Annotated in this window: 20 protein-coding genes; 4 read left to right on the top strand and 16 right to left on the bottom strand. The window is 55.9% G+C overall.

Annotation, left to right across the window (positions count from 1 at the left end):
• Positions 1-78: 78 nt before the first annotated feature.
• From RBR60_RS05200 to RBR60_RS05230, 7 genes are all read right to left on the bottom strand, one after another.
• Positions 79-855 (bottom strand): substrate-binding periplasmic protein, encoded by a 777-nt coding sequence (locus tag RBR60_RS05200; protein WP_320354821.1) that lies wholly within the window; start codon positions 853-855, stop codon positions 79-81.
• A gap of 33 nt (positions 856-888) precedes the next feature.
• Positions 889-1,635: an ABC transporter substrate-binding protein gene (locus RBR60_RS05205; RefSeq protein WP_320354822.1), complete on the bottom strand. Its 747-nt coding sequence runs from the start codon at positions 1,633-1,635 to the stop codon at positions 889-891.
• A gap of 243 nt (positions 1,636-1,878) precedes the next feature.
• Entirely contained in the window at positions 1,879-3,096 is a 1,218-nt protein-coding gene (locus RBR60_RS05210) for an ABC transporter substrate-binding protein (RefSeq protein WP_320354823.1), read from the bottom strand.
• A 45-nt stretch (positions 3,097-3,141) separates the two neighbouring features.
• Entirely contained in the window at positions 3,142-4,728 is a 1,587-nt protein-coding gene (locus RBR60_RS05215) for a methyl-accepting chemotaxis protein (RefSeq protein WP_320354824.1), read from the bottom strand.
• A 36-nt stretch (positions 4,729-4,764) separates the two neighbouring features.
• The gene (locus RBR60_RS05220; RefSeq protein WP_320354825.1) at positions 4,765-5,556 is read right to left on the bottom strand and encodes a transporter substrate-binding domain-containing protein; all 792 of its coding nucleotides are present in this window, start codon (positions 5,554-5,556) and stop codon (positions 4,765-4,767) included.
• 151 nt (positions 5,557-5,707) lie between these two features.
• Positions 5,708-6,472 carry a substrate-binding periplasmic protein gene (locus RBR60_RS05225; protein WP_320354826.1) on the bottom strand — a complete coding sequence of 255 codons (765 nt, stop codon included), beginning with the start codon at positions 6,470-6,472 and terminating at the stop codon, positions 5,708-5,710.
• A 61-nt stretch (positions 6,473-6,533) separates the two neighbouring features.
• On the bottom strand, positions 6,534-7,286 hold the full coding sequence (locus RBR60_RS05230; RefSeq protein WP_320354827.1) for a substrate-binding periplasmic protein: 753 nt from the start codon (positions 7,284-7,286) through the stop codon (positions 6,534-6,536).
• Positions 7,287-7,863: 577 nt separating this feature from the next.
• On the opposite strand from RBR60_RS05230, the gene RBR60_RS05235 reads away from it, so the two are divergent.
• From RBR60_RS05235 to RBR60_RS05250, 4 genes are all read left to right on the top strand, one after another.
• Positions 7,864-9,363: an amidase gene (locus RBR60_RS05235; protein WP_320354828.1), complete on the top strand. Its 1,500-nt coding sequence runs from the start codon at positions 7,864-7,866 to the stop codon at positions 9,361-9,363.
• 136 nt (positions 9,364-9,499) lie between these two features.
• The gene (locus tag RBR60_RS05240; protein ID WP_320354829.1) at positions 9,500-10,090 is read left to right on the top strand and encodes a LemA family protein; all 591 of its coding nucleotides are present in this window, start codon (positions 9,500-9,502) and stop codon (positions 10,088-10,090) included.
• Between the two features lie 75 nt (positions 10,091-10,165).
• Positions 10,166-12,112 (top strand): M48 family metallopeptidase, encoded by a 1,947-nt coding sequence (locus RBR60_RS05245; RefSeq protein WP_320354830.1) that lies wholly within the window; start codon positions 10,166-10,168, stop codon positions 12,110-12,112.
• A 123-nt stretch (positions 12,113-12,235) separates the two neighbouring features.
• A complete protein-coding gene (locus RBR60_RS05250; protein ID WP_320354831.1) occupies positions 12,236-13,417 on the top strand; it encodes a 4Fe-4S binding protein in 1,182 nt (393 codons plus the stop codon).
• A 159-nt stretch (positions 13,418-13,576) separates the two neighbouring features.
• Here the strand turns inward: RBR60_RS05250 and RBR60_RS05255 are convergent, their stop codons facing one another.
• The 9 genes from RBR60_RS05255 to RBR60_RS05295 form a co-directional block, all read right to left on the bottom strand.
• The gene (locus tag RBR60_RS05255; RefSeq protein ID WP_320354832.1) at positions 13,577-14,407 is read right to left on the bottom strand and encodes a nitroreductase family protein; all 831 of its coding nucleotides are present in this window, start codon (positions 14,405-14,407) and stop codon (positions 13,577-13,579) included.
• 72 nt (positions 14,408-14,479) lie between these two features.
• Positions 14,480-14,692, bottom strand: coding sequence for a hypothetical protein (locus RBR60_RS05260; protein WP_320354833.1), 213 nt, complete (start codon positions 14,690-14,692; stop codon positions 14,480-14,482).
• A gap of 75 nt (positions 14,693-14,767) precedes the next feature.
• The gene (locus tag RBR60_RS05265) at positions 14,768-15,238 is read right to left on the bottom strand and encodes an ATPase P (RefSeq protein ID WP_320354834.1); all 471 of its coding nucleotides are present in this window, start codon (positions 15,236-15,238) and stop codon (positions 14,768-14,770) included.
• A gap of 88 nt (positions 15,239-15,326) precedes the next feature.
• On the bottom strand, positions 15,327-16,208 hold the full coding sequence (locus tag RBR60_RS05270; protein ID WP_320354835.1) for a 1,4-dihydroxy-2-naphthoate polyprenyltransferase: 882 nt from the start codon (positions 16,206-16,208) through the stop codon (positions 15,327-15,329).
• Positions 16,205-16,969: an ABC transporter permease gene (locus RBR60_RS05275; protein WP_320354836.1), complete on the bottom strand. Its 765-nt coding sequence runs from the start codon at positions 16,967-16,969 to the stop codon at positions 16,205-16,207. The genes RBR60_RS05270 and RBR60_RS05275 overlap by 4 nt, the downstream gene beginning before the upstream one ends.
• Positions 16,966-17,751, bottom strand: coding sequence for an ABC transporter ATP-binding protein (locus tag RBR60_RS05280; protein WP_320354837.1), 786 nt, complete (start codon positions 17,749-17,751; stop codon positions 16,966-16,968). Before RBR60_RS05280 ends, RBR60_RS05275 begins: the two co-directional genes overlap by 4 nt.
• Positions 17,748-18,758: an ABC transporter substrate-binding protein gene (locus RBR60_RS05285; protein WP_320354838.1), complete on the bottom strand. Its 1,011-nt coding sequence runs from the start codon at positions 18,756-18,758 to the stop codon at positions 17,748-17,750. Before RBR60_RS05285 ends, RBR60_RS05280 begins: the two co-directional genes overlap by 4 nt.
• A gap of 95 nt (positions 18,759-18,853) precedes the next feature.
• On the bottom strand, positions 18,854-20,398 hold the full coding sequence (locus tag RBR60_RS05290; protein ID WP_320354839.1) for a methyl-accepting chemotaxis protein: 1,545 nt from the start codon (positions 20,396-20,398) through the stop codon (positions 18,854-18,856).
• Between the two features lie 103 nt (positions 20,399-20,501).
• Positions 20,502-23,738, bottom strand: coding sequence for a PAS domain S-box protein (locus RBR60_RS05295; protein WP_320354840.1), 3,237 nt, complete (start codon positions 23,736-23,738; stop codon positions 20,502-20,504).
• Between the last annotated feature and the right edge of the window lie 252 nt (positions 23,739-23,990).

Below are 23,990 nucleotides of genomic sequence, written 5' to 3' on the forward strand. Positions count from 1 at the left end.
GGAGTTCTCCTCTCTCGGGTGGGATGGAAAGGCTGGGAAGCCTGGGCGGGGCTGGGAACCCCGCCGTATTATGCGGATTTATGGTTTATACTCCCCTCTTCGGGATTCTTCGAGATACTGATCAATTTTACCGCTTTCGTATAATTTTTTCAGACCGCTGTTAAATTTTTCCATCCGAGTTTTGTTTTCAGGTACTTTTCTGGACAGGAGCAGATGCAGAGGGTCATCTCTCAGGGCAAGGGGATGCACCGTCACTGTGCTGACAACTTCCGGGGGGTATTCATTGACCAGAAGGGTATAGCCCACGTTGATATCCAAGGGAAAAATATCGATTCTCTCGTGGAGCAGTTTGGCAAGGTTCAGCTCATCCCTGGAAGCGCGTTCTACACGGATTCTTTTTTCTTTTTCCGCCTTCTGGAAAGCTTCTCCATAATCATAACCAAAGGTTCCCCCAATTCTGTAGTCTTTCAGATCTTCCAGCGTTTTCCAGCTGAAGTTTCTTTTTTTGAGGTGAAAAAAGACATAGGTACTCTGGACCACGGGGTCACTGATGTAAAATTCCTGTTCCCTTTCGGGAGAGCGCAGCCAGACAGCGGTTCCGTCCCATTCCCCTGTCTGGGCGAGCATGAGGGAGCGGTTCCAGGGGAAGAAATCATAGACCACCTGAATTCCTTCCAGTTCAAAGGCTTCTCTGACGATGCGTGAGGCGAGCCCGTTATGTTTTAATTTCTCTGAAAGATAGGGGGGCCATTCTCCATTGGTGATACGGATGGTTTCCTGTGCGAAGGCAAAACCGGAAATGCCAGAAAGCCAAAAGAAAAGAATGAGCAGCATTCGATAGGGGGGGTGTCTCATTCAATCCTCCCTTTATTGGGGGACAAGAAGAGGTCAGAAGCCATGGCTGGCCATGATTTCCTGAATACGGCCGGATTCCTTGAGCATTTTTAAGCCCCTGTTAAAGGCCTTGAGCTTTTTTTCTGCGTCCTGGATTTTCTTAGGAAAACAGACATAAAGATCGTTATTTCCCAAAGGCGGGCTCAGTATTTCCACCTCCTGGCTTCTGTCCGGCAGCTGGGTGCGGAGCAGGTGAAGGCCCACATACTGATCCGCAACCACAAGGTCGATGCGGCCTGCCAGAAGTTTGAGGAAGTTGTGGAGATCTTCTGTGACTTCTTCTTTGGTGAGATAGGTGGCGGCATCAAACTCCGGCGTATTCACATAACCCCGGACCACCCCGATTTTATAGGACCTGAGATCCTGAAGCTTTGTATAGGAAATCTGGCTGCCTTTTTTGCGGAAAAAAACCAGAGGGCCGCCGGGAAAGGCATCGGAGATGAGAAAGTCTTTTTTCAGTTCTTCGGCGTAATATTCGGGAAAATAAAGATCAAACTGTCCTGCCTTGGTCATGGCCACCACGCGTGCCCAGGGCATATATTGAATGTCCAGGGTGTACCCACCGCCCGCAGATAAGGCCTCACGGACCACTTCCGCCACATATCCTTCCCTGGGCATGTTCACGCCGATGTAGGGCTCCCAGTTCAGGGTGGCGCCCTTGAGAGCCTCCCCTGAGAAGGCAGGGAGGGGGAGGCAGAAGAAGAGAAAAAGGCTTATGAGGAGGTTTCTGAAAAAAAGCATACGGTGTCCTTTCTGTGAGATGTTTTTTTTAACCGATGCCTGCCATGGGCATTCTTCGTACTGAAAAAGGAGCTTGCAGAAGGATGGATTTTCTATCTTCTGACTGCGTTTGTCTAAAGGCTTGTGGGGGAAAAATGTTCAGGACAACCTGAAAAAAACGCAGCCCTGGGTGCAGTCTGGCTTTCTGTGAAAAAGCGATGCGTGGCTTCCCAAGGTCTGGATCCGGGGCTGCGCAACCGGAGGCTAATTCCTGAAAAAAGGGTAGAGCTGGCCGAGATTTTCAAGGGGCCTCAGGAACCCGCCAGGGCCTATCTGGGTGAGGTAGACGAGATTGCCACCCTGGTGCAGGTCTTGGGAAAAGGAGACGGTGAATCCTCCAATGTCCGTATCCCTTTGTGCCTGGGCTGTCTGGATAAAGTCTTCACGGGTCAGGGTGGGGGGGCTTTCCTCAAGCACCCTGCAAAGGGCTTTGGCGGCCATGAAGCCTTCCATTCCTGCAAAGGAGGGTTCTGTGTCCGGACTGAGTTCGGCGGCAAGGCGGTTGTATTCGGCCACCACAGGAATTCTTTTGTAAAAGGGGAAGGGGACCACCTGGGTGACCACAACGCCGACGCCGTCATTGGCGAGTTGGCGGGCAAGGTGATCGCCATTCACAAAGGAAACATTGAGGAAAAGGGCCTCACTGCCCGCAGCCCGCATTCCGGAGATGAGTTGTGCGCAAGGTTCTGTGGATCCCACGAGGATGACGGCATCCGGGTTTTCCTTCATGAGAAGGGCAAGGGCTGTGTTTATCTCTGGCTGGGTTCTGTCATAGCTGACTGTGGCCACAGGGGAAAGTCCATATTTGGCCGTTGCCCTGCGCACTCCGTTCAGGCCATCTTCCCCATAGGCGTCGTTCTGGTAAAAAACGGCAATGCGTCGCAATTGTCTGTCATGGATGAGCCGATCAACCATGGCTTCGGTTTCCTGGAAATAGCTGGCGCGGATATTGAACACTTCCCGTGAAACGGGGTTTCTGAACATCTCAGCCCCTGTGACAGGGGCAAAAAGCGGGGTTCCTGTTTCCCGCAGCAAGGGAAGGGCTGCCTGGGTGGTGGGGGTGCCCACATAACCAAAAAGGAGAAAAACCTTTTCTTTGCGGATCAGGGTTTCCGTGTTGGTTTTGCAGGTTTCAGGGTTGTATCCGTCATCCAGGGTGATGAGGTTGATTTTTCTGCCATGGATCCCTCCCTGGGAGTTGATATATGCGAAGTAGAGCCTGGCCCCATCCCGCATGGCAGTACCCAGGCCCATGACGGGCCCTGTGAGGGCGCAGGACTGACCGATCCGGATTTCTGTCTCGCTGATTCCCACAGGAAAATCCGCATGGGCATGGTATGCCAATCCCCCCAGCAGAAAAAGACAGATGAGGCTGATTCTCAATAAATATTCATGAAAGGGCAGCGTAGGCTTGGGATGCAAGGTTCCTTCTCCTTTTTTCCGGTGGAGTTTGGTTGCTTAAGGAGGTCACAGAACAAAACGATCGATAAGGGTCTGAAGACCTCCGGCCATGCCTGAAACTTCACGGGCCTTTCCATTGACTTCACAGCTGGTGTTGTTCATTTCTTTGCTGATCCTGTCCACCCCTTCGATATCCTGGCGGATGCTCTGGACAAAACCATTCATGGCAGCCATGTTCTCATTGACTTCCTGAATGCCCTGGGCTGCCTGGAGGACATTGCCGGAGATTTCCCGTGTGGCGGAAGACTGCTGTTCCACAGCCGTGGCGATGATGGTGACAATGCCGCTGGTGGCCTGAATGGCCTGGCTGACCTCTTTGACCTCAGCGGTGGCCTCCCGGATAATGCTCTGGGCGGAGCCGATGATGTTGCGGATATTTTCCGTGGCTGTGGTGGTCTGGGTGGCCAGGGTTTTGATTTCCGCGGCCACCACGGCAAACCCCTTGCCCGCTTCTCCGGCGCGTGCGGCTTCTATGGTGGCGTTCAGGGCCAAAAGATTGGTTTGAGCTGAAATTTCAGTAATGGATTCCGTTACTTTTCCGATTTCAGATGCGATTTTCCCAAGATCTGCCATTTTTTCCGTTGCGCCATCGGAGCGTTCCACGGCGTTTTGCGTGGTGTGGCGGGCTTTTTCCGTGTTTTTGGCGATTTCATCAATGGTGGCTGTCATCTGTTCTGTGGCTGCGGCCACCATGGAGGTGTTGGTGGCCGCCTGTTCCATGGCGGAGGCAACACTGTCCATGCTTTTGCTCATTTCTCCCGTGGCGCGGGCCACAGCCGTTGCCCGTTCTGCGGAGGTCTTGGCGTCTCTGGCCATATTCTCCGAGATGGCAAGGAGGCTTGAGGCTGCATCCATAAGCTTATTTCCGTTTTCCCGGATGCGGACCATGATGCCGTGGATCTGGGAGATGAAGAGGTTAATCCACCGGGCGGCCAGGCTGAGCTCATCCCCTTTGTTTTCGTTGATGCGGCGGGTGAGATCCCCCTCGCCCTCCGCCAGATCCCGGACCGCGCCGATCATTCCCTGTAAAGGATGAAAAACCATCAGCCGTAAGGCAAAGGCCATTACTGCCAGCAGGAGTATATTGAGAAAAAGGATGGTGAGGATGGTGTTTTGCAGGATCTGGCGAAGACTGTCCTGAAAGAATTCGGGATCCAGGAGAATGGTGATATGGCCCAGCACGTCTTCTCCCCGCTTAATGGGGTTGTGGCGCTGAAAACGTGTGGCTTCCGGAAGTTTTTCTGTTTTCTGTATTTTTTTTTCCGCATCCCTGCCCAGAATCAGGATCTGCTTCTGGTTGGACCCATCGGAAAGGGCCAGGGCCAGAAGGCGCAGATCCTGCATTTCTGAACGGAGAATGGCTTCCGCCTGGTTCATGTCAAAATTGTACAAGGGATCCTGGAGCGTGAGACCGATGCGCTGGATGGCAAGATCTGCGTCCACATTGAGCCCCTGCTCCAGGCGGGTTTTGGCGCTCTGGTATTGCCAGAATCCCATCATCATCAGGATGACCGTGGTCAGAACCAGCACTGTACCGACAATGCGTACAAAGATACGCTTTTGCAGAGGAATGCGGAGATCGGTCGTTTTCATGGAAGGCTCCTTCATGTTGTACAAGGTGTTTTTTTGTTAATCGTACTGAAGCAGGCTCATAAAGGTTCCATCCGCTTTGATCTGGGCCAGTCCCTGATTGAATACGGAAAGGATGGTTTCCGCCCTGGGGTGGTCTTTGGAGAGGATAAGGTGATAGTCCCGGCTTTTGATGGGTCTCGGATGAAAGGTGATGCGATGGCGGAGTCCTGCGTTTCTGAGGATGTTCATGCCCACCAGGACTTCATCCAGAGCGCCATCCAGCCGTCCTTCGGCCAGCCTCTGGTGGTTGCTCTCTGAAGACGTGCTGCGAAGGAGACGGTAGCCGTCTTCTTCCCGCACAAAGCCGTAATCGTATTTTTCAACCCCACCCAGCGCAAGGCCCTTGAGATCTTCGGGCTTGTCCCAGCGTACGGGTTTATTCAGGTTGTAGAAGACCACGGTGTCCAGCTGAAGGACGGGGTCGCTGTAGAAGAATTTTTTCCCGCGTTCTTCGTTGTAGCTGTAGAGCATGGTGCCATCGGTTTTGACCTCTTCGGTCATGGCAAGTCCCCTGGCCCAGGGCAGATAGGTGTACTCCACATTCCACCCCTGGCTCCTGAAGGCTGCTGCGACAATGCGGCTCATGGGACCACCGCCAAGCAGGGATTCCCCCTGATAGGGTGCCCACTCTCCGTTTGCAAGGTGTACGGTTTTTGAGTTGGGATCCAGGGCTTTGGAGAGGGTGGGATCTGTGGATGCGTAAAACCAGAAAGCGGCCCCCGCAAGGGCGCCAAGGCACAGGATACCAATGATGAGCATACGCACGGGGGAAAAGAAAGAGGTTTTCATGGATGTGTCTTCCTTATGGTCATGTGTTCACAGCTGCGTAACAAGGACCGGGGCGGATGCGGTGGCAAGCCCCGGTGCCTTTTCCCATGCCGGTTTTTTATGCACATGGGGTGCCGGAGAGTTTGGAACAAAGGCATGGGATGAAAAAAAATTATCGGGACTGGAGAATCTTTTCCAGACGTCCATCCTGCTTAAGCTGCTCAAGGCCCTGGTTGAAGGCGGCGATGATCTCCTGGGCCCTGGGATGATTTCTGGACACAATGAGATGATAGGGAGCGCTTTTAATGGGTTTGGGATGGTAGGTGAGGGTGTCTGTAAACCCTTCGCTTTCAAGGGCGGCAAGACCCACCAGACGTTCTTCCATCAGGGCGTCAATGCGGCCAGCGGCCAGCTTGCGGTAGTTGAACACATTGGAAGCAACCCGATCCAGGGTATAACCCGCTTCTTCCGTGACAAAGCCGTAGTCATACTTGAGTACTGCCCCCAGGGTCAGACCTTTGAGGTCCTCGGGGTTCTGCCATGCAAGGGGTTTGTCTTTGCGGTGAAAAACCACGGTTTCCAGTACAAGGATGGGGGCACTGAACAAAAAGTTTTTCCCCCGCTCCTCATTATAGCTGTAAAGCATGGTGCCATCGGTCTGGACTTCCTGGGTAAGGCTTAAGCCTCTGGCCCAGGGCATATACCGGAACTCCACATCCCAGCCCTGAGAGGCAAAGGCTTCACGGACAATCTGGCTTGCGGGACCTCCCTGGGGGAGTTTTTCTCCCTGATAGGGTTCCCAATCTCCGTTGGCGAGAACGACCTTGTCTGCGGCCTGGGCGTTCACAGGCCCCAGCACGGGAAAACAAAGGGCCAGGGCCGTCAGGATGAAGAGGGTGCGGAACAGGAGACGGGAAGGGGAAAAATACGATATCATCAGTTTTACCGAGCCTTTCTTGTTTTTATCCATGTTCGGGATGAAAGCTGCATGGCGGATTTCAGTGGGATTCTATGCCGTAGCTTGCCAATATTGCTGCATATGTACCATTTTTTCTGATTTCAGCCAGGCCTTTATTAAAAGCAGTGATGATTTCCTGGTGTTTTGGATTTTTAAGACCCGCTGCAATGTGAAGGGGGTTGCGGGAAAGTGCGTTGCGGGTAAAGGAAATGTCGTTCAGCAGATTCGGATTTTCCTGGGCCAGTCGTACGCGGGCCACAATCTCATCTTCCAGGGTAAGATCAATGCGGCCTGCAATGAGTTTGCGGGTATTGCTGATGAGATCATTGGCTTCTTCCCGTCTGAAGTGGGTGGCGGTGAGAAAGGCGTCGCCGTATCCATATCCCCTTACAATTCCGATGGTTTTTCCCTTAAGACTTTCCATGCCTGTAAATTCAAAGGGATCATCCTTTCTTTTGATGAATTTGATCTGATTGACAGCATAGGGCTCACTGTAAAGCAGATACTTCTGGCGTTCATGGGTCATCCAGGTGGGCGGCAGGAAATCATAAACTCCGTCTTTGACGCCCTGTTCGGCCCTGGCCCAGGGCACATATTCCAGTTTGATGGCGTAGCCCTGGGTGGCATAGGCTGCCCGGATGATTTCCATACTGACGCCTTCTTTGGGATGCTGAGGATCCACAAAGGGAGGCCAGGGATCGCAGGCTGCAATGAGAATTTTTTCAGCCGCGGCAGGACCTGACAGAAAGCAGAAAAGGCTTGCGAGAAGAAGGGAGAGGATGGTCTTTTTCATGGCGGAACTCCTTTCTTGGGTGGGGGGAGAGCCGAAAAATCGCCACAGGCGGGGCGGGGAGACATGGGGACGGCAAGGAGAAGTCCGGAACCCATCCAAGTGCCAGGGAGTTTCGGAGCTTTTCCTTAGCAGGGCTTTTTCTGAGGTCTTGGGGCTGCTTTTTAAGGGCGGAAAACGGGCTTTTCCGGGTTTATTTTATATGTTCATATAATTGTTTTCATTTGGTTTAATTATAGGGAATATGCGCGGTACGCGCAAGGTTTAAATCCCTTTCAAATCCTCGCTTGCAGGACTTCGGGCTTGTGTCGGCGGAAAATGGCGGGGATTGACAGCGCAGGGGACGCTGCGTATGAATAGGGCATTGTTCAGATGCCATGTTTTTTTGGTTTGTGATCCTGCCCCGAAGCCCCAGCCCCGTATACGCCCTTTTTTGCCGTAAGGGACCCGGAATCTGCCGGGTAATCCGAATTTCCGGGAGGATGGATGCGGTCTTTTTGATCCCTTCTGCTGTCATGCGACCTGTGTTGGGAAGTAAAACCCTTTTTTCAATTACCAAGAGTCCGGATGGGAGTGCGGTATGTTCAGAGAGTATGCGCAGTACGATGGCCTGGGTCTTGCCGACCTGATCCGTCAGAAAGAGGTTTCACCATCGGAAGTGCTGGAAGCAGCGCTGGAAAGGGCCAGCGCCCTGAACCCGGAACTGAATGCCATTGTCCATACCTTTGCGGAACGGGCGCGACGGATGGCAGAAGATGTGTCCGGAGAGGGCCTTTTTTCCGGTGTCCCTTTCCTTTTTAAGGATCTCATGGATGATTTTGCAGGAGAGCCCATGTCCATGGGAAGCCTTGCGGTGAAGCGCATCCCGGACAGGCACAGCGAGCTTGTCCGGCGATATATGGATACGGGGCTGATTCCTTTTGGCAAGACCAGCACCCCGGAATTCGGCCTCACCATCACCACAGAACCCAAGGCCTTTGGCCCTGTGCACAATCCCTGGAAAAGGGGATACAGCACGGGGGGCTCTTCCGGCGGTTCCGCCGCCGTGGTGGCAGCGGGCATTGTCCCCATGGCCTCGGCCAATGATGGCGGCGGTTCCATACGTTTTCCCGCAGCCTGTTGCGGGGTTTTCGGATTCAAGCCCTCCCGCGGGCTTACGCCGGTGGGGCCGGAGTTCGGAGAGCCCTGGGAGGGGGCTGTGACCGGGCATGTGATAACCCGGTCGGTCCGGGACAGTGCGGCCATGCTGGATGCCGTTTCCGGTCCGGAAGTGGGGGCTGCGTACCGGGTTGCCCGGTTGGAACGATCCTGCCTGAAGGCCTGCGCCGAGGATCCCCGTCCTTTGCGCATTGCCTTTTCCAGCCGTCCCATGATTTCCACGGCTGTGCATCCCGAAGCTCTGAAAGGTCTTGAATCCACGGTACGCCTTTTGCAAAACATGGGCCATAAGGTGGAAGAAGCCGCGCCTTCCATTGACAGGAATCGTTTCTGGAAAGATTTCATGGTGGTGGTCTGCGCTCATACGGCGGCTCTTTGCCATAAGGTGCGGCAGTGGGGTGGCCCGGAGGCCGTGCGCAGGCTGGAGCCCGCCACACGGAACATGGCGGCCATGGGAAAAAGCCTTTCTTCCCTGGATTTTGTTCTTGCCAAGGAAGGCTGGCACGGGGTGCAGCTCGCAATGGGGCGTTTTCTGGAAACCTGGGATGTTTTTTTAACCCCCACTCTCATCGGGCCTCCGGCGGCCCATGGAGAGATTCCTCCTTCTCCCATGGAGGAAAAGCTGCTTGTGGCGGGATCCTGGCTGCCGGGTGGGGCTTTTCTGCTGAAAAGCGGCCTTGCAAAACCCTTTGCCGCTCCCACACTGAACCGCATGGCCTTTACCATCTGCGGCAATATGACGGGGCTGCCCGGCATGTCTCTGCCTCTGCATGAGACCGCAGAAGGGCTTCCCCTGGGTATGCTTTTTACGGGGAGAATGGGGGAGGATGCCACCCTTTTTGCCCTGGCGGGGCAGGTGGAACGGGCCCGGCCCTGGCTGCACAACAGACCGCCTCTGGCGGCATTTTCCGGAAAACCGTAGGAGACTGGCGGCGGAAAAGGGAAGAGAAGTGTTTTAAAAGGCAGTTTTTGTATCCCGCAGGAGTCTGCCCATGGGTCAGAGGAATCAGGGCGGATGTTTTCTGGGATTTTCTGACAGCTTGAAAAAGGAGTCTGGCATGGAATGGATTATCGGAGTGGGGGTGGTGGCGGTTCTGATCGTGATTTTTGTCATTGTGACCTACAACCGACTGGTCACAATGAAAAATCGTTTTCAGAACGCCTTTGCCCAGATTGATGTGCAGTTGACCCGGCGTTACGATCTCATTCCCAACCTTGTGGAAACGGCAAAGGCCTACATGGCCCATGAGCGGGAAACCCTGGAAGCGGTCATTGCGGCAAGAAATCAGGCGGCTTCCGGTCTTCGCAGGGCGGCGGCGGATCCGGGTAATCCTTCGGCCATGCAGGCCCTGTCCGCAGCGGAGCAGGGGCTTGGGGGGATGCTGGGCCGTTTCATGGCCCTTTCCGAATCCTATCCCCAGCTTCAGGCCAGTGAAAACATGAAGCAGCTTTCCGAAGAACTGGCCAGCACGGAAAATCGGGTGGCCTTTGCGCGGCAGAGTTACAACGATGCGGTCATGACGTATAATGTCACCCGAGAACAATTTCCGGCAAATCTCGTGGCCTCCCGTTTTGGCTTCATGTCCGCCGCCCTCCTTGAAATTGAAGACAAAGCCATGCGCAAAGCGCCCAAGGTTTCCTTCTCCTGACTGACAAAAATGGGATGGGGTTTTGCCCGGATCCGGAAGGTAGGGGCAATACCATGATTTTTCCGGAGGCGCAGGATGAATTTTTTTGAACATCAGGATCGCGCCCGTCGCAACAGCCGCAGGCTGGTCCTTCTTTTTCTGTTGGCCGTCGTGCTGATTGTTCTGGCTGTGAATCTTGCCGTGAGTCTCTGTCTTTTCAGTTTTTTTGAGGCAGGGTTTGGAGAAAACTCCCTGACGGCCTCTCTGAAGGCTCATGGTATTGTCAGCGGGATCACCCTTTTGGTGATCGCTGGGGCCAGCTGGTACCGCATGTCCAAGCTTCGCAGCGGGGGCGACAGGGTGGCTTTGGATCTTGGCGGTGTCTGGGTGGACCCGGACAGCCAGGATCCTGTTTTGCGTCGGCTTTGCAATGTGGTGGAAGAGATGTCCATTGCTTCTGGTGTGCCCACGCCCCATATCTACGTGCTGGAGGCGGAAAAGGGCATCAATGCCTTTGCCGCCGGATACTCGGTGGAGGATGCCGCCATTGCCGTGAGCCGGGGGGCTCTGGATCAGCTGACAAGGGATGAGTTGCAGGGGGTGATCGCCCATGAGTTCACCCACATTCTCAATGGGGATATGCGGATGAACATCCGCATGATGGGAATCCTGTACGGAATTCTTGCCATCAGCGTCATTGGGCGGGGGCTTCTGCACAGCGGCGGCAGGCGGCGCAGCGTGATCCATAACCAGAAGCAGGGAGGGGGAGGAGGCCATATCCTGGGGCTTGCCCTTCTGCTGGTGGGGTATATCGGTGTTTTTTTCGGCCGCCTGATCAAAGCCGGGGTTTCCCGACAGCGGGAGTTTCTGGCCGATGCCCATGCCGTGCAGTTCACCCGGAATCCCGATGGGATCGGGGGCGCCTTGAAAAAAATAGGGGGACTGGGCGCAGGTTCCCACCTGAGAGCTGCGGAGAGGGAAGAAGTCAGTCACATGCTTTTTGCCAGTGGTCAGAAGTTCTGGGTTTCGGCACTGGCCACCCATCCGCCGCTGGAGGCCAGGATCCGGGCCATTGACCCGAGCTTTCAACCGGAGGATTTCCGGACGGCTTCCGGCAGTCCCAAAACCGTAAGTCGGGGCGCGCGTCCCGCCTTCGACGCAGGGGAAAATCCCTGGGCCTTTCTCATGGGCAAAGGGGAAGGGGAAACCATTCCGACCTCCGCATTCACGGCTGCGGTGATGCAGGATGTGGAAACCCCGGACCCCGAGCGTCTGGATCAGGCCGAGCAGGTGATGATGGCCATACCCGACGCCCTGCTTCGGGCGGCACGCAGTACTACCGGGGTACTGGTGCTTTTCCCCGCCCTGCTTCTTGGCCGGGAAAAGGGATTGCGGGAAGCGCAGATGGCCTTTGTCCGGGAGGTGCTGGGCGATGATCTGGGGAAAAGGGTGGAAAGTTTGATTCCTGAGGCGGAGAGCCTGCATCCCCTTTTGACCCTGCCCCTGACGGACCTGGCTTTTCCTGTTCTGCGCCAGGTGGAAGCGCCGGTACGGGAGCGGCTTTCCCGTCTTCTGAAGCAGATGATTCTTCTGGATGGACAGGTGACGGTGTTCGAATACTGCCTGGTCCGGCTTCTGAAACGTCGTCTGGAAGAGACGGAAAAGGGCGGGGGGCCGGATTCCCGCAGGCTGCGGGGAGGGGCGTGCCGGGATGCTCTGATCCGGCTTTTTTCTGTACTGGCCTGGCAGGGGCATGAATCTGAGACCCAGGCCCGACGGGCTTTTTTATCGGGTATCAGTCGCATGCTGCCCATGGATGTGCCTGCATATGAAGTCCCTCTGGACTGGGCCCGGGATATGGATCTGGCCCTTGGAATCCTGGACAGTCTGGATGTTGTCCTGAAGGGGGAGCTTGTGCAGGCGCTTTTGGTGACAGCCTCATCCGATGGCAGCCTTTCTTTGGAAGAAGCGGAGCTTTTGCGTGTGATCTGTGCTTGTCTCTGTATCCCGACACCTCCTTTGTTGCCGCAGGTTGTTGTCTGAATCCTTATGAGATCATGGTTTTCATGCCCAGAATGGGCCTGGGGTGAAAAATTGTCATTCCAGGCCCTTGGGTTTTGCGGTCCATAATTTTTGCCGGCCTCATTTCCGTACTGGAAGGAAAACATGCAAAAAAGCACCGAAGAGTTTCCGGAATGGGGCGGTATCTTCCAAAATTCTTCTGAAGAAGGGATTTACCAGCGTCTGGCGCGGCATCTGGATGCGCAGCCCGGTGGTTTTCCTCCCACCCCCGAAGGGGTGGAAATCCGGATTTTAAAGCTGCTTTTTTCTCCGGAAGAAGCCAGGCTGGCGCCTTGCCTCAATCTTGTGGAAGAAGAGGCCGGGGTCATCGCCCTGCGCGCGGGTATGGAAGAAAAGATCGTTTCCGCCATGCTGGAAACCATGGCGGAAAAGGGTCTGATTTTCAGAAGCAAAAAACAGGATAAAGCCCCCCGTTACATGGCGGCCCAGTTCATTGTGGGAATCTGGGAGTTGCAGGTGAATCGCCTGACGCCGGAGCTGATCAAGGCCATGGAAGCTTATGTGCCTTGGCTTGTGGACGCGAAAAGCTGGCAGAAAGCGCCGCAGATGCGGGTGATCCCCGTGCAGGAGAGTATCCATGCGGATCTCAGGGTCATGACCTATGAAAAGGCCTTTGCCCTGATTGAAAAAAAGACAAGTTTTGTGGTAGCCCCCTGTATCTGTCGGCTGGAAAGGGGCATGCAGAACGCAGCCTGTGATCGTCCCCTGGAAACCTGTATCAATTTTGGGGAAGAAGAGGATTTTTACCGATGGACAGGGGCTGGTCGCAGGGCCAGCCGGGAAGAGGTCCGGGAAATCCTTGCCTCTGCCAGCAAGGCGGGTCTTGTGCTGCAACCGAGCAATGACAGGGAGGTGAAATGGATTTGTTGTTGTTGCGGCTGCTGTTGCGGCCTGCTGAGAACCTTCCGTCAGCTTCCCGATCCCGGCTTTGTGGTGGCTTCACCCTTTCATGCCCGACTGGCCAGTGATCTTTGCACGGGCTGTGGTCTCTGCCTGAAACGTTGCCCCATGGGGGCTTTCACAAGGAAGGACAGAGCGGTGTATTTTGACCGTAAACGCTGCATCGGCTGCGGTCTTTGTGTGGATACCTGCCCTGCATCGGCCCTCGCTCTGGTAAGAAAGGATGCGTCCCCCCCGGTTCCTCCCAACATTGCCCTTGCCATGTTGCGTCTTGCCTGGAAACGGAAAAAGCTGGACATGGGGGGGCTTGTGAAAATGGTGTTTTTTTCTCTGAAGGATCGTCTGTATCTCCGGCTGCGGCGCTGAGGTTCGGGGCGCAAGATACAGGACGAAAAGGAAGGGCCGCGCAGGGTAAAGGCCGTGGAAGGCTTTTGGGATGGACCTGCGCAGCCGTATCTTTTTTTGGAATGAAAAGGGCTGAGTCCTTGGGGACTGCATGCCCTTTTTTTTATCAGAGGGTTTCCCTCACACCCAGCGGATGGATGCGGCCTGGCGTGGCGGAATGCGGTGGTACTTGAACCGGGGAACCCCCAAGAGAACAGCGCCATGGTTGTTCACCCCTTTGGGCAGGCCGAGGGCTTCCTTTAAAGGGGGCCAGAAGGTGGCTGCGATGTTGAAAAATCCGGCCCAGCAGGTGCCAAGACCCATGGGTGGCGCGGCCAGCTCCAGGTAAGCCAGGGCTGTGGCGCAGTCAATGGCTCCCGTGGGTGCGGCCTTGTGGGCGCAGGCCACCACAATGTGGGGCGCATCCCTGCAGATGACATCAAGGCCCAGATCAAAGCCAGCCACGGTTTCCTCCAGATGGAAGGCCTTGGCCATGGCGGGCTGCTCCTTGATCATGTAGCGCATCCAGTCCGCCACCATGGTGGTGAGGCGGCGTACCTCTTGGGTGTCGTGGATCACAAGCCATTGTACGCAGCGGCTGTTGTGGCCTGTGGGCGCAAGGCTGGCCGTAGCGAGAAGCTTTTCAATGCGGTCTTTATCCACGCTTTCTTTTTTGTAATTGCGGATGGACCGACGGGTGGCGAGGAGATGCTCTGTGGCTTTTTCGTCTGGAAGAAGATTCCTGTCCACAGGGGTGCAGTCTTCAGGGGCGAGAAAATTCAGGCGGATGGCGGCAGTGGGACATACGGCAACGCAATGGCCGCAGCGGATGCACAGGGCTTCGCCGCCCTGGACCAGGGAGGGGGTCTCGCCTTTTTTGGGGAAGCCCAGGATTTTTACGGGGCATTCTGCCGCACAGATGCCGTCTTGATTGCAGCGTTCAGGATCGATGGTGACAAAAGCGTGGGTCATGGTGTTCCTTTCCGGCCTTGGAGCCGATGGGTGAAAAAATGAAAACCCGCAAGGGAGCGGGCAGGGGCGCTTTTACCTTTTGTCCGGGGACTGGGGGGGTTTTCTGGCCATATCATGAAAGATATAGGCCATCATACCCAGAATGAAGGTGCTTCCGGGGGTGAAGGAGCACCAGGCCTTGTATCCGAAAAGGCATTCACTGGAAGCCGAAGCTCTGGGAATGAGCGTGAAAAGGGCAAGAAGGATGCAGCAGATGGCAGCGGCGTTGAAAATGCGCGGGATCATGGCGTTCTCCTTTTGGGTCTGAGGTATTGGGGACCCAAGGTGCTGTACGGTCCCCTGGTTTGGATCCTGGAGTGTTTAATGTCTCAGGGTGGCCACCAGGCGTAAGGGATGAAGAAGGAGGTCTAAGGCCTCACAGATGTGGCGGCTTACCAGATCCGCCTGCATGAGGGTCTGGGCGCAGCTGCCTTCTTTCATCAGAATGGACATGCCGATGCGTGCGGCTTTCAGCATGGCGGCGTCGTTGCGACCATTGCCCATGGCAATGACATGTTCGGCCCCCAGGTCTTCCACAAAAGCGCGTTTGGCAGCTTCCTGGTTGCCGGGTCCAAGGGTGGCAATGCCAAGGGGCAGGCCCATGAGCGCTTCTTGGACAGAGCCAAAGGTGTCGGCTGTGATCACATGAATGGAAAGGCGGTCGGCCAGTTGATGCAGCCGTTGTGCCACCCCTTCCACAAGTCTGCCGTCTTCCGCCAGGGTGCCGTTGTAGTCAAGCACCAGATGCTTTGCCCTTACGGGTCCGAAACCCGGAATATCCAAAGTGAACATGGACCGATCCTTAAAATACCGCTGAAGGTTGGAAGTGTGATAGGCCAGAGATGGGAGAAGATCCTTTTTTATGGGGATATTTTTTACACTACCCGATGAGCAGTCCCAGCCCGTAGAAAAGACAGAAAAAGAAGGAGAGCTGGGCCGTATCCGCCAGCACCTCGTTAAGGAGTTTTCCGTCCATGTGCCAGATGGACTGGATCACCACAAGGGCCTTGGGCAGCGAGAAAAAGACCAGCAGCATCCAGGGTGTTGTGAAAAGGGCCAGGGTAAGGGGAAACAGGTAAGCACCAGCCACAAGAGCAGTGAAAAGATAACGGCTGGGAATGGGGCCCATGCGCACAGCAAGGGTGCGTTTGCCTGTGGCCGCATCATTTTCCATATCCCGGATATTGTTCACAGACAAGATGGCGGCGATGAGCATGCCTGCGGGAATGGAAGCGGTAAAGGCGGAAAGGGAAAAGGTGAGGCCCATGACCCAGACGGTTCCGCAGACCGCCACAGGACCGAAAAAGAAAAAGGCTGCCCCTTCGCCGAGGGCTTTTTCCGTCATGGGGAAGGGGCCTGCGGAGTAAGTGAGAACTCCCAGAAGGGAAAAGAGGGCGATGCCAAGGGCTGGGAGGCCTCCTCTGAAGATGAGGTAAAGACCGGAGAAAAAAGCAAGCACCATGCAGAAGATCATGGCTGCCAGCACTTTTTGGGCAGGGATGAGACCGCTCTGGGTGACCCGCAGGGGGCCGAGGCGTTTGTCTGTGTCGTGCCCGGCTTTTGCATCAAAATAGTCATTGGCGAGGTTCACCGCGATCTGCAGCAACAGGGCAGTGGTAAGGGCCAGAAGGGCGGAGAGGAAGTGAAATTTTCCCATGCTGGTGGCAGCGGCCGTTCCCAGAAGAACAGGACCCAGGGCTGCAGGCAGGGTCTTGGGTCTTGTGGCCAGTATCCAGGCTTCTTTTTCAGATAAACGTTTCATTCCTGGTCCTTGATGAAAAGATGGGGAGCGAATTTTCTTTCAATGATGCGAATGAAACCATAGAGGAGACTGCCGAGAAGACCCATGGCCAGAATGCCGGCGTACATTTCCGGGTAGCGCAGAACCTGGTAGGTTTCCACCACAATGTAATACCCCAGCCCCCACTGGGTTAAGGCCTGTTCCGCAATGAAAAGCACGGCCACGGCGGTACCTACGGAGACCCGCAGGGCCGTAAGGATGGCAGGCAGGGTGGCGGGCAGATAAACAAAACGGAAAAGGGCCCTGCGGCCTGCGCCCAGGGAGCGTACCGAGGCGATGAGCTCGGGCGTAAGGCTTGCGGCCTCATCCCGCACCACCACAAGGATCTGGAAGAAGAGAATGAGGGAGATGAGAAAAATCTTGGAAAAGTCGCTGATGCCCATGAGTACATAGATTACCGGGAGAAAAACGATTTTGGGCACAGGGTATAAGAGGGTGATGATGGGAGAAAAAAGGGCATGGGCCCGTGGGGACTGTCCCAGAACCAGACCCAGGGGGGCCGCCGTGCATACGGCAATGAGGATGGCAAGGATAACCCGGCCGCTGCTGGCGAGAAAGTGTAAGCCAAGATCTCCCCAGAGATCTTTCAGAAAGAGGGGAATGACGGTGAGAGGGCCGGGGAGTATGGGTTTTGCCATGGCGGATGCCCCTGCCTGCCAGGCAAGGAGAAGCATGGCAAGGCCTAAGAAGGGTTCCAGGAGGCGGGCTCGGGGAAGTCTCATGAGGCATCTCCCATGGCCTGACGCACCTGATCGCACATGGGGTTGAAATGGGGGTGTTTTCTGGGGGCTTTTTCCAGAGCGAGAGGGTTTTCAAGAATTTTTGGCTTCTGGTTGGTGCCGGTGTGAGCGAGGAGGATTTTTTCGCCCAGAATGACGGCTTCTGCAATGTCGTGGGTCACGGTGATGCGGGTGATGGCTTCTTCCCTTCCCAGGTCAGCCATGAGGCCCTGGAGTTCTTCCCGGATGGGAGGATCCAGGGCGGAAAAGGGTTCGTCCATGAGAAGAAGGTCGGGATTCATGACAAGGGTGCGGGCAATGGCCGCCCGTTGGCGCTGGCCTCTGGAAAGCTGGGCGGGATAGAGGGGCTCTTTGCCTTCAAGGCCAAGCCGTTGCATCCATAAAGAAAGGGTGTGGGCCTGGGCTTGGGGATCCGCTTGCCATTGCAGGGGGGCGTGGCGACCGTCTGCACCGTAATAGGAACGGATTTTGAGGCCAAGGGCCACGTTGGCGGCCACGGTGGCCCAGGGCAGAAGGCCGTGATCCTGAAAAACAAGGCCGCTTTCGGGCCTGGGTCGGGTCAGTCTGCGGCCTTCAATGGCAATGAAACCCTCTGAGGGTTTTTTCAGTCCTGCCACCAGGGAAAGAAGGGTGGATTTTCCGCAGCCCGAAGGACCGATGAGAACCCAGGATTCGCCCCTGGGAATGTCGAGGGAAAAGTGCTCAAACAAAGGAGGCTTGCCCGGATACCCGAAGCAGAGATTCTGGATGCAGACCATGCTCATGGGCGGACATGTTCCCCGGCGGAAGAAGAATCCTGAGACTGCTTCAGCCCTTGGTCTGTTTCCTGGGCTTTGGAAGCAGAAGAAAGAAATCCGGAAGGGTTGAGGTCTGAGATGTTGTCGGCATAGGCAAGGGGCGTTGACAGCAGTCCCTTTGTGACCATCCAGTCCATCATATCCTGCCATTGGGCGGGGGAAGGAACCTCCGCCACAGGGAAGGCGGGAATGGGAAAAATCTGCTGCACCTCAGGCGGCATGCGAACTTTTTCGATGAAAATGCGGCGGAAAGCTTCGGGGTTTTCGTTGATATCCCTTGCGGCCCGGTTCCAGGCCTTAAGAAAGGCGCTGATCCTTTCCTTTTCATCCCGGACGATGCGGATATCAAAGCTTAAGACACTGGCGCTGTAAAAGGAGGCTTCAAGGTCGTTTGCAATCTCCCCGGCGCCTTGCTGGATGGCGCTGAAGGCCAGGGGGTCGGGCATGACCGCAGCTTCCAGGCGGCCTTGCATGAGAAGTTGGAAACGTTCGGAAATGGCGGGAACGGAACGGATTTCCACGTTCTGAACCCCTGCATGACCGAGCATGCGGTCTGTGAGGTATTCGATAATGGTGTGGCGACTGACGCCAATGGCCGTGCCCTCAAGGTCTTTCAGCTCCTTTTTGTCGCTTCCCGGTCGTGCGAGAACACGGAAGAGGGGAAAATCCCCCATGGGTCGCCTGGCAATCTGGAGAATCTGCATGCGCGGGGTGTCCCGGTTGAAGTTGGCGGTACCGGCCATTTCATTGATCATGCCATGGATGCGGCCTGCCTGCATGAGCTGATCCCGCTCCAGTGCCGAGGCCACGGGAATGGCCTTTACCGCAAGGCCTGCTGCTTTAAAATAGCCTTGATTTTCCGCCACATGAAAGGGCAGGGCGTCTGGAATGGGCAGCAGGGCGACCTTGAGGGGTTCGGCCTGGGCTATGGAAAAAAGCAGACAGAGTGAGAGTACAAAATGCACAAAGGGCATGGGATCAGGACTCCGGATGGGTTGGGGGCAGAGGCGGACCTCGGATCTCCAGGCACTAATTAGGCAAAGGTCTCCTGCGCTGTCAACACCAGAGCTTATTTTATCTGCAGGGCCTGCACCTGGCTTTCCAATTGATCGGCAATGCGGTTCAGGGCCTGGGAAGCCAGGGTGATCTCTTCTGCGGACTGGGTGTTTTCCTGCACCACGATTTCAAGGCCGCCTAAGAATTCTGCTGCCTGGCGGATGGCGTCGTCCTGTTCGTCGCTGGCCGCACGAATTTCCCGCACGCGGTCGGCATTGGCCTCGATTTCCGGAATGAGGGCCTGGAGGTGCTCCCGGGCAATGTCTGCCACAAGGGAGCCCTGCTTGGCGACCTTGGCAATGGCGACGGCGGACTCCCGGCTTTTTTCCGCGAGCTTCCGGATTTCATCGGCAACCACGGCAAAGCCCCGGCCGTGCTCTCCGGCCCTTGCCGCTTCAATGGCGGCGTTCAGGGCAAGCAGGTTGGTCTGCCTTGCGATTTCCTCCACAATGCCGATCCGCTTGGTAATATCCGCGATCACCTGGGTGGCGTTTTCCACAGCCTTTCCCGTGGCCTGGGCCTGGTTTGCCGCCTCTGTGGCTCCGTTTTCCGCACGACGGGCTGTGGCAAGATTACGGGACACCCCCAGGCTGATTTCCCGCATGCGCTGGGAAAGGTGATCCGCAGACTGGGCCTGACGTCGGGTTCCCTGGCTGAGGCGTTCTGAAATGGCAAAGACATCCCGGCTGGCGGTAACGCTGGCCTGGGCTGCGGAGCGCACTTCCCGGGCGGCCCTTGCCAGCCTGCGGACCATGGTGGCCAGGGCCTGGCCCAGGGTGTCCTGGTCGGAGAGGATGGGAACGGAGACGGTAAGGTCTCCGTCTGCAACCTTTCGGGCGAGATCTGCTTTTGCTTCAAGGGTTTCCACAAAGGTGTTCATCCACATGGAAAGGAGAGCGATTTCATCCCGGGAGCGGACGGGAATGCGGCGGGTGAGATCGCCCTTGCCCTGGGCCACATCCTGCACCGCAGCAATGAGATTTCTGAGTGGAAAGAGGACCATCCTCCGGAGGAGCAGCACCAGGCTGATGAAAAGAAGGGTGTCGAGAATCAGGATGCCGAAAAGAATTTCCTGGAGAATGTGACGGAGGCCTTCTTTGAAATGACCGGGATCCAGGATCACGGTCACATGACCGAGAGGGATGTCGCGGTAGGTGATGGGCGTTTTGCGGAGAAAATCTTTGGTCTGGGGAAGGCTTTCCATGGGAATGGGACTGCCTTGGGCGTCCCGTCCCAGGCAGAACAGAAAACTTCCTGAATCCTCGGCATTCTCCTGAACGGACACGGCGAGGATGCGGGAGTCTCTCATTTCCGAAAGAAGGGCCGCGGTAACCTGAGCCGTATCGAAGTTATAAAAGGGGTCCTGCAGGGTCTGGGCGAGACGTTGGATGACAAGATCGGCGTCCGCATTCAGGGTCTGTTCAAAGCGCGTTTTTGCGGCCTGGTACTGCCATAGTCCGAGAAGGAGAAGGATGCTTGTGGAGAGCAGAAGGACAAGGGCGTTGATGCGAAAGAGCATGGAGTGGTGTGGAGCCAGTCTGGGGTGGGTACTTTGCATGGCGTCTCCTTGACAGGCGGTTCCGGGCCAGCCCGCCCGCCAAAAGGGCGGGGGAAGGTCGTCTGGCAGGCAAAAGCGGGTGGCGTCAGTGCTGGATTCAGAATCAGAGGCTTAAGGTTTCCCTTATTTTATCAGCGATGTTTTTCATGGAAAAGGGTTTCTGGATAAAATGCATGCCCGGCTTCAGCACCCCATGGTGGGCAATGACATTGGCCGTGTACCCGGACATGAAAAGGGTGCGCATATGGGGATGCTGGAGCTGCAGGCGATGGGCCAGATCACGGCCGTTCATTTCAGGCATGATCACATCGGTGAGGAGCAGATGAATGTCTTCTCCATGGGTCTGGGCAATGTCGAGGGCTTCTGTGGGGGTGGCTGCGGAAAAGACCTTGTACCCCAGATGTCCCAGCATGCGGGAGGTGAGCTTGAGAAGGGCGGGCTCGTCTTCCACCACAAGAACGCCTTCCTTTCCCGTGGGAATGGGCCCCTTTTCAGTCTGGGGAGGCGCAGGCAGGCCTTTCTTTTCTCTGGGAATGTAGATGCGGAAAGAGCTGCCCTTTCCGGGTTCGCTGTACACATGGATGAATCCGCCGTTTTGGCGGATGATGCCGTATACCATGGAAAGGCCGAGTCCCGTACCCGCACCCTGGGGTTTGGTGGTGAAAAAGGGCTCAAAGATCTGGGAAAGGGTGTCTCTGTTCATGCCGCAGCCGTCATCGCTGACCGCCAGCATGACATAGTCTCCGGGAAGAAATTCCGCCTGGGTTTCGCAATAGGCCTCATCAAAGGAAACATTGCTCGTTTCAATGGTGAGCCGACCGATGCCGGAAATGGCGTCCTTGGCGTTGATGGTGAGGTTGGCAAGAATCTGGTCTACCTGGCTGGGATCCATGCGCACAGGCCACAGATGTTCTGTTGGATGCCACTGCAGGTCGATATCCTCTCCGATGAGGCGGCGCAGCATCCTGAGCATGCCTTCGATGGTGGCGTTCAGATCCAGAATCCTGGGCGCAATGGTCTGCCTGCGGGCAAAGGCCAGGAGCTGTCGGGTAAGTTCGGCAGAGCGGCGGGCGGCTTTCTGAATCTCATGCACATCCCGGATGGCGGGATGGGTTGAACCAAGGGATTCTTCCATCAGTTCTCCGTGGCCGAGGATAATGCTCAGCATATTGTTAAAATCGTGGGCTACCCCACCGGCCAGTTTGCCGATGGCTTCCATTTTCTGGGATTGAAGAAGTTGGTTTTCCAGGCGCTTGCGTTCGCTGATGTCATGGATGATGGAGTGGAGATAATCCTTTCCCTTCATGCGGATCCGGGAGCTGAAAACCGCCACATCCCGTATGGAACCGTCGGCCCTGCGATGCTGAAATTCAAAGTGCACCCGGTTGCGGGCCTTTACCTTTTCAATTTCCCGGGCGATCTCTTCAAAGGAAAGAAGGTTGATGTCTTGAATATGCATGGATCTCAGGCTTTCCCTGGACCAGCCGTAATAGGCCACAGCGGCTTCATTGGCGTCGATAATGGCCCCTGTTTCCGGATCCAGGATGAACTTGATGGCGGCATGCTCCTCAAAGAGCCTCCGGTAGTCCTCTTCACTGGCCAGGAGGGCTTCCTCTGACGCCTTCTGCCGGGTGATGTCCTGGAAGGTTCCCCGGACCTGTACAACCCGGCCTTCCCGGATGACGGGATGACCTATGGTGCGGATCCATTTCCGATTGCCGTCCGCAGAAAGCATCTGGAGTTCGAGGTCATAGGGTTTTTGCCGGGAGAGTACATCCTGTATGGCGCTCTCAATGCGTCTCCGGGATTCCTCGGTGTAAAAGGCGAGTCCTTTTTCCACGGAAGTGGCCTCATCAACGGGAAGGCCGTGGATGCGGGCCACTTCGTCGGTCCAGGTACCCTTGCCGGTTTCCGGATCGAATTCCCAGGCTCCGATCTGGGCAATGCCGCCCATTTCCCGGAGAAGAAGGTCTTGCTTTTGAATCTGGATTTCCGTTTTTTTGCGTTCATCAATGTCCTGAAAAGCCCCCTGCACCCGGATGATGACGCCGACCTTGTCGCGTATGGCTTCGCCAATGGTCCGTACCCAGATGCGGACTCCCTGGGCGTTGAGGATTTCCATCTCCTCGTCGTAGGAAAGGCCTTCCCTGCTGCAGGCTGCGTAGGCTTTTCTGATTTTCTCCCGCCATTCCGGCGCATAAAAGGCAAAGGCTTCTTCCAGGGTAGGGGCGTATTCCGGGGGCATGCCATGGATGATGGCAACCCCGTCGGACCAGGTGATTTTTCCGGTTGCAAGATCCACAGACCAGCCTCCCAGCCTTGCCATGCGCCCGGCCATGCGCAGCAGGGCTTCGCTGGCTTTGAGTTTTTCGAGGTTGCGGTATTCCTCGCTCACATCCCGGAATACAAGAACAACGCCGGTGAGGACGCCATCCTCCTGGAAAATGGGGGCTGCGCTGTCAGCGATCTGGAGTTCTTGGCCGTCTTTGGCGATAAGGAGGGTGTGGTTGGAAAGACCTTCCACCTTGCCGGTCCTTATCACCTTTTTGACGGGATCTTCAGCGGGCGCACGGGTGTGGGCATGAATGACGCGGAATATGTCCGTAAGGGGTTTTTGCAGAGCCTCCTGGAAGGTCCATCCGGTGAGAGCCTGGGCCACAGGATTCATCAGAGTGATGCGCCCCCGGGTGTCTGTGGCGATGACGGCATCCCCGATGGATCTGAGGGTGATATCAAGATTTTTCCTTGAATTTTCAAGACTTCTGAGGTGATGGGCGGAAAACTCCTGCTCCGAAAGCACCTTGCCCGCCAGCAGGGTGGCCAAAGGATAAATGAAAAGTATGGGAAGAGCCATGTTGCGTATCACGAGCCAGGCCACCTCTCTGGGCAGGGTCAGCATGAGGGCCAGCATGGAGAGGTGGACGGCAAAGCCGAAAATCAGGAGAGCCCGGGTGTCGGGCGTGGCCTTGCGGGTCTGGAAGTGGGCATGGGCCAAAAGGCCGATGGCCATGGAAGAAAGGATGACCAGTACGCCGGTGAAGGTTCCGATCCCACCCAGTTGTATGCGGCAGAGTATGGGCATGAGCGCTGCGATAACTCCGGCGATGGGACCGTGGAAAAGGGCGCAGAGGCTGACCATCACGGAGCGGCCGTCAAAGACCAGGCCAGGTCCCAGAACCAGAGGTTTGAGCATGCCGATGACAGCGGCGGAGCCGAAGAGAAAACCCTGAACCCAGGGACCTGGGCGACTTGTTCGGGGCCAGCGTCTGGAAATGAAACCGGAAAGGACACTTAAGGCAATGAGAAGCGCCAGGTTAAGAACCAGATCCAGATACATCATGGGACGTCCTTGGATGCGGGGTGTTGGTGTGGGGCTTGGGGCTTGCATGCGATAAAAAGAAGAGCTTCATCCATAGCATGTCAGGCCCAAAAGAAAAAGCGCTCACTTGTTTTTGACGCTGGGGTCCGGAAAGAAGGATGGGGTATTTGGGGTCTGGGATGAAAAAGACGTAGATCGATAGATCAGGATATGGTAATATTTTAAAGTTTTCAGATGAAAAAGGCTGGGGCCTTTCGTAAAAAAAGTGGTGCC

The sequence above is a fragment of the Desulfobotulus sp. genome (assembly GCF_034006065.1).
In the GTDB taxonomy this organism is placed as follows: domain Bacteria; phylum Desulfobacterota; class Desulfobacteria; order Desulfobacterales; family ASO4-4; genus Desulfobotulus.